This is a genomic window from Kribbella sp. NPDC058245, from assembly GCF_042882005.1.
GTDB lineage: Bacteria > Actinomycetota > Actinomycetes > Propionibacteriales > Kribbellaceae > Kribbella.
Map to the genome: position 1 here is coordinate 154,852 of NZ_JBHVWY010000006.1, position 6,295 is coordinate 161,146.

6 protein-coding genes are annotated in these 6,295 nt (G+C 67.4%); 3 read left to right on the top strand and 3 right to left on the bottom strand.

What is annotated here, in order from left to right:
* Positions 1–131: 131 nt before the first annotated feature.
* On the top strand, positions 132–1,298 hold the full coding sequence (locus tag ACFVWG_RS15775; RefSeq protein ID WP_391543995.1) for a M66 family metalloprotease: 1,167 nt from the start codon (positions 132–134) through the stop codon (positions 1,296–1,298).
* A 24-nt stretch (positions 1,299–1,322) separates the two neighbouring features.
* On the opposite strand, the gene ACFVWG_RS15780 is transcribed toward ACFVWG_RS15775, so the two are convergent.
* Complete coding sequence (locus ACFVWG_RS15780; protein ID WP_391543996.1) at positions 1,323–2,684, bottom strand: MFS transporter; 1,362 nt, start codon at positions 2,682–2,684, stop codon at positions 1,323–1,325.
* 48 nt (positions 2,685–2,732) lie between these two features.
* On the opposite strand from ACFVWG_RS15780, the gene ACFVWG_RS15785 reads away from it, so the two are divergent.
* Complete coding sequence (locus ACFVWG_RS15785; protein ID WP_391543997.1) at positions 2,733–3,218, top strand: MerR family transcriptional regulator; 486 nt, start codon at positions 2,733–2,735, stop codon at positions 3,216–3,218.
* Here the strand turns inward: ACFVWG_RS15785 and ACFVWG_RS15790 are convergent.
* Positions 3,176–4,312 carry a cytochrome P450 gene (locus ACFVWG_RS15790; protein WP_391543998.1) on the bottom strand — a complete coding sequence of 379 codons (1,137 nt, stop codon included), beginning with the start codon at positions 4,310–4,312 and terminating at the stop codon, positions 3,176–3,178. The two genes, ACFVWG_RS15785 and ACFVWG_RS15790, sit on opposite strands and share 43 nt — an antisense overlap.
* A gap of 55 nt (positions 4,313–4,367) precedes the next feature.
* Complete coding sequence (locus ACFVWG_RS15795) at positions 4,368–5,219, bottom strand: NAD(P)H-binding protein (RefSeq protein WP_391543999.1); 852 nt, start codon at positions 5,217–5,219, stop codon at positions 4,368–4,370.
* A gap of 75 nt (positions 5,220–5,294) precedes the next feature.
* On the opposite strand from ACFVWG_RS15795, the gene ACFVWG_RS15800 reads away from it, so the two are divergent.
* Entirely contained in the window at positions 5,295–6,230 is a 936-nt protein-coding gene (locus ACFVWG_RS15800) for an AraC family transcriptional regulator (protein ID WP_391544000.1), read from the top strand.
* Positions 6,231–6,295: the final 65 nt, after the last annotated feature.

The window sequence follows — 6,295 nt, forward strand, 5'->3', positions numbered from 1 at the left end:
ATTCATCATGTGATGAATTCAAGGTACATCGATTGACGCATTTGGGCCATGACCCGGGTATGCCTCGTGCACAGTGACTCGCATCACTTACGGTGTCGGACAGATCACCCACCGCCCCTAAGGAGATCTAGATGAGGCCCCGCCCTGCCTTTCTGACCGTGTTCGGATCCCTCGCCGCCGTCGCGCTCGCCGCGACCAGCGCGATGGCCGCCGTACCGTCCGATGGCCCGCACGCTGCTCCCGCCGGGTCCCAGGCGGTGCTCGCGACCGACACCGACGGCGACTCGCTGCCCGACCTCTGGGAGACCAACGGGTACGACGCCAACGGTGACGGCGTCGTCGACGTGAACCTGAAGGCGATGGGCGCGGACCCGAACAAGAAGGACCTGTTCGTCGAGATGGACTACATGGACGGCCGGCTCGCCAGCGTCGCCGCGCTGGACCGGATCGTCCAGGTCTTCGCGCAGGCCCCGATCAGCAACCCGAACGGCACCACCGGGATCAAGATCCACCTCGACGCCGGCACCGCCCGAGGTACGGCGTACAACCTCGGCGGTGGCAATCTTGTTGCCTACGACAACGATCTGAACCCGTCGGCGACCCAGACCAACGCGATCAAGAACGCCAACTTCGCCACGGCCCGGAAGGCGATCTTCCACTACATGCTCTGGGCCGACAGCTACGACAACAACTGCAGCAGCGGCCAGGCCTTCAACATCCCGAACGACACGTTCATCGTCACGGTCGGCCAGCGCTGCAACTGGAACGCGACCGACAACACCAACGTCGGCACGTTCATCCACGAGCTCGGACACAACCTCGGCCTCAAGCACGGTGGCTCGGACAACGGCAACTACAAGCCGAACTACCTGAGCGTGATGAACTACTTCTTCCAGCTCGGCGGCGTCCCGAAGGCCGACGGCTCGCTCTACTGGAGCTACTCCAACGTCGCCCCGCCGGCGCTCAACGAGACCAGCCTCACCGAGTCGGCCGGCCTCGGCAGCTCGGCATCGGCGTACAAGACCAGCTGGAAGTGCCCGAACGGCACCAGCCGGACGACGAGCGGTGCCGCCAGCGGCCCGATCGACTGGAACTGCGACGGTGACGCCACCGACGTGACCGCCGCCGACATCAACGACGACAACGTCAACAACACGCTGACCACCCAGAACAACTGGGCCAACATCGTGTTCGGCGGCGGCGCCGTCGGTCAGGGTGCGAACGTGCAGTCCAAGACCGCGAAGGCGGACCTGCAGGAGATGACCCACGACGAGTGGACCGACCTCCAGCAGCACTGATCCAGAGAAGGCCTTCGCACTCAGTCAGGTGGGTGCGAAGGCCCTCTTCTTGGACAACAGCACCATCAGGCCAGCTGCCACCAGAATCACCACTCCGGCGACAACGAGACCTGACAGCAACGGACCGTCGGCACTGATCGCACCGAGTACGGCGATCCCGATCGCCGTACCGCCCTGCCGGCTCACACCGACCGTGGCCGAGGCCAGCCCGGCCCGCTCGCGCGGAACGATCTCCAGTACGGCGGCACTGGCCGGCGTGATGCTCAACCCTTGACCGAGTCCGTGCGCCGCGAAGGCGACCGCGATCAGCACGTACGGCGTTCCTCCGTCGAACGTCACCATCGCGAGCATGGCCAGCCCGACACAGGTGAACCCGACCGCCATCGGCACCCAGGCGGCGTACGCCGCGGTCAGCCGGCCGGCCAGATACGAACCCGGGATGGTCGCGACCGTCATCGGCAGCAGCAGGATCCCGGTCATCATCGCGCTGCTCCCCCGGTCGTGCTGCAGGAAGAGCGACACCAGGTACAGCGAGCCGCCGGCCGCGAACCCGAGCGACGCGGCACCGAAGTTCGTCACCGTGAACCGCGGATCCCGGAAGAGCGGCACCGGCAACATCGGGCGCCGGCTCCGCCGCTCGACCACGACCAGCGCGATCAGCGAGATCAGGCAGAGGGCGAGGGCCGTCCAAGTGATCGCCGAGTCCCAGCCGTACTCGCGGTACTCGATCGTCGCGAACACCAGCGATCCGAGGAACAGGACGGCGAGCACCTGTCCCGGTACGTCGGGATGCGCGTGCTCCGGATCCGCACTCTCGGTGAGTCCGCGCCAACCGAGCACCAGGATCAGCAGACCGATCGGCAGGTTGACTCCGAAGATGCTGCGCCAGCCGAGCGTGTCGACCAGCAGCCCACCGAGCAGCGGTCCGGCGACGAAACCGAAGCTGACCACCACGCCGTACAGGCCGAGCAGGCGCGCCCGCACTGCTCGGTCGGACGTCGACCGGCCGACGATCGCCATCGCGCCCGGCATCACCACCGCGGCCGCGACTCCCTGGACAACCCGCCCGGCGATCAGGACGCCGATCACCGGGGCAACGGCGCAGAGCATCGAACCCAGCAGGAACAAGCCGACCCCACCGAGGTAGACCCGCTTGCGGCCGAAGCGGTCGCCGAGCATCCCGCCGGTCAGCAGCAACGCGGCCAGGCTGAGTGCGAACCCGTCGACGATCCATTGCAGCTGGCTGAAGGTTGCGGTCAGCGAATCCTGGATCGCCGGCAGCCCGACGTTCACGATGGAGACGTCCAGCACCGACAGGAACGTTCCGAGGAACGCGGCGGTCAGGGCAGCTCGGGACAGGGCAGGCGGGCTCTCGGTCAGGGTCATGACACGAGCCTTTGAGGTGAAGTCACCTTCATGTCAATACTGGTTCTCATGGGCAACGAATTCGTCGGGATCGGCGCGGCCGCCGCGCTCTACGGGTTACCGGTCTCGACCGTGCGCTGGTGGGAGAAGCAGGGCGTGCTCACGCCACCGGTCGGCCCGGACGGCAAACGCCGGTACGGCGAACGCGAGCTCCGGCAACTGGGATTGGCCCAGCTCTGCCGGGCCAGCGGGATGATGTCCCTCGATGAGATCGCCGTCATCACGGCCGCCGGAACCACCGCGATCCATCGGCGGCACGTGATCGACAACCGCCTCGAGGCCCTGGAACGGCAGATCGCCGAGCTCACGGCGGCCCATGCCTATCTCCAGCACCTGTCCGCCTGCCGCCATGGCTGCTCGACCGACTGCCCGTTCCTGACCGAAGACCTGCGCACCAACACCGACTGGCGGCTGTTCGATACCCCAGATCTGTTGTCCGCTGCGCGCGAGGCCTACCAGGTGACAGGCAAGGCCTCGATCCCGCCGGTGAACTGATTGGGCCGAGCCTTCAAAGCCTCTGCCGGTACGGCGACCGAGAGGTGCGGGAAGCGTCGATAAAGCTGGCTGAACAGGACCTGAAGTTCCAGCCGGGCCAGTGGTGCGCCGATGCAGAAGTACGGGCCGTGGCCGAAAGCGACGTGTGGGTTGGGCTGTCGGGTGCTGACGAAGCCGTTCGTGGCTCCGACAACGACCGGGTCATCGTTGGCTTCGGCCAGTTGCAGTACGACGAGGTCGCCGGCCGCGATCGTGGCGTCGGGGAGATCGATCGGCGCGTTCGCCCAGCGGGGCAGGCCGAAGGCCTCGTCATCGCGCGCGGTGTTGCCGGGGATCGGCATCGACGAGCGCAGGATCTCCTCGACCGCGGCCGGTACGAGCGACGGGTCCACGCGCAGCGCCTGCTGCTGCTCCGGGTGCAGCGAGAACTGCAGGATGCCGGTGTCGATCGCGGTCACCGTGGTCTCGTGGCCCGCGAACAGTACGCCGCCGCCGAGCTGGGCAGCTGCCTCCAGCGAGAGACCTTCGGGGTCCTCCAGGTGAGCCGCCGCCAAACTCGACAGCAGGTCATCGGACGGGTGCTCCAACCGCTGGACCAGCAGACCGCCGATGTACTCGGCCAGTGCGGCATACCCGGCGACCGATCGGCCCGGGTCGATCATGTCCGCGGTGTCTTCGGACCAGGATCGGAAGCGCTCGCGATCCTCCGGCGGGACGCCCAGCAGCTCGCAGATCACCAACGCAGGCAGCGGAAACGACACGACCTCGTGGAAGTCGGTCGGGCGATCCCGCAGTGCGAGGTCATCCAGTACGGCGGTCACCAGCTCCTCGACACGCGGTCGGAACTGCTCGAGCCGCCGTGCGCTGAACCACGGGCCGAGTAGCTTGCGCATCCGCTTGTGGTCCGCACCCGAGCTCGGCGTCTCCGGCGCGGGCGGTCCGAAGACGACCGACTCGGAGTATCGCGGCGCGATCGACGGATCCGGATGGGTCCGCCCGAGCCGCGGATCAGGCAGCAGCGCCTTCACGGTCGGATAGTCGGAGACGAGCCAGGCGGGGTCCCCGGCCGGGGTGACCGTGCGGCGGATGCTCATACGTCGATGAAAACACCGCCGCGACTGGCTCGCATCATTTTCCGTGTCCGCACGGTCACGGTCGGTCAGACCAGATTCCCGTGGCTGCGGTTTGGTGGGCCCAGTCGGTGAAGTCACGGGGTCGGCGGCCGAGGATCTCCTGTACGCCGTCCGACACGTACTCCGAGCGGTGATTGCGGATCACGGCGAAGAGGTCGCGGACCGCCTCGGCGTCTTCGGCGGGCACACCCTGTTCGAGTAGTTCGGCGACATGCTGTTCGGGGTCGAGGTCGACGTACTTGATCGGACGGCCGGTGGCGACGGTGAGCTCGGCGGCGACTTCGGTCATGGTCAGAGTGCGCGGGCCGGACAGAGCGATGGTCGCGCCGGTGTGGGCCTCATTCAGTAGGGCCTCGGTCATCACGTCGCCGACGTCATTGGTGTCGATCCACGCCTCACCGCCGTCACCGGCCGATAACCGGATTTCACCGGCCAGAACGTCGTACCGGAAGACGTCTTCACTGAAACCCTGGGCGAACCAGGCTGGCTGGATGATCGTCCAGTCCGCACCACTTGCCTGTACGGCGTGCTCCAGTCCGAGCTGACCCTCGTAGACCGCGAACTCGCGACCGGGGCTGCCGACGCCGCGGCCGGAGAGCAGGACGATGCGGCGCAGTCCTTCGGTGGCCGCCTGCTGAACGAAACGGCCGGCTTGGGCGAGACCCGTCGGGCCGACCGGCGGTGCGAGGTACGCGGTTTCGGCGCCCGCGATGGTCGGGGACCACGTGCTTTCGTCGTACCAGTCGAAGCGCAGCGCGCTTGAGCGGGACGCGAGGCGGTAGGGGACGTTGCGGGCGTCGAGCTGTGCCGCGACGCGGCGGCCGGTCTTGCCCTTGCCGCCCAGGATGAGAATCGGTGTCGTTGTCATGGCTCTACTTCACCGCGAGTGAATGAGCTTAACCATGGCTGTTCAGCGCAGTTAGATGTCCGATACGCTCAGCCCATGGATGTGCTCGATGACCTGCTGGCCGGAACCCGCGCGGTGGACGGGGTGTTCAACCTCGGCATCCTGGAGCCGCCGTGGGCGCTGGAGATCCGCGAGGAGGCTCCGCTCGCGCTGGCGACGATGGTGCGCGGTGAGGCCTGGGTGACCCGGGACGGGATCGAGCCCCTCCGGATGGGGCCAGGTGATGTCGCGGTCTTCAAGGGCACCGCGCCGTACATCGTCGGCGACAGCGTGACCACCGCACCCCAACTACGCATCCTGCCCGGCAACATCTGCCAACCGTTGCCTGGGGCCCCTATCGACTACAGCGAGCGGCTCGGACTGCGCACGTACGGTGGTCGCGCGGAGGGCTCGGCGATGATTGCCAGCGGCACCTATCTGGTCGCGGGTGACGTCAGCCGGCGACTGCTCAACGCGCTGCCGTCCGTGCTCGTCGTACCGGCGGCTGACCTTGCCGGGCCGGTGATGGAGATGATCGCGAGTGAGATCCGGCGCGAGTCGCCCGGTCAGCAGAGTGTGTTGGACCGCTGGCTCGACCTCGCTTTGATCGTCACGCTGCGGGCGTGGTTCGACCGGCCGGAATCGCAGGCGCCCGGCTGGTACCAGGCGCAGACTGATCCGGTGGCAGGTGGTGCATTGCGGTTGCTGCACGAGGATCCGTCGTACCCGTGGAGTGTTCCCGAGCTCGCTGATCGCGTCGGGGTCTCCCGCGCCAGCCTCGCCCGTCGGTTCACCGCGGTCGTCGGTGAAGCGCCCATGAGCTACCTCACCACCTGGCGCATCACGCTCGCGGCCGACCAACTCCGCAGTACGCAGGACACCGTCGAAACCATCGCTCGCCGAGTCGGCTACGCCAACGCTTTCGCTCTCAGCGTCGCGTTCAAGCGAGTCCGCGGTACGACGCCGACCGCGCATCGCCGGCAAGCCGCGTAGGCCGCATCCGTCTCGCTCGTCCGCGGCCGAGCCGGTACGGCGGGATGGTTGCTCGCCACTCCGCC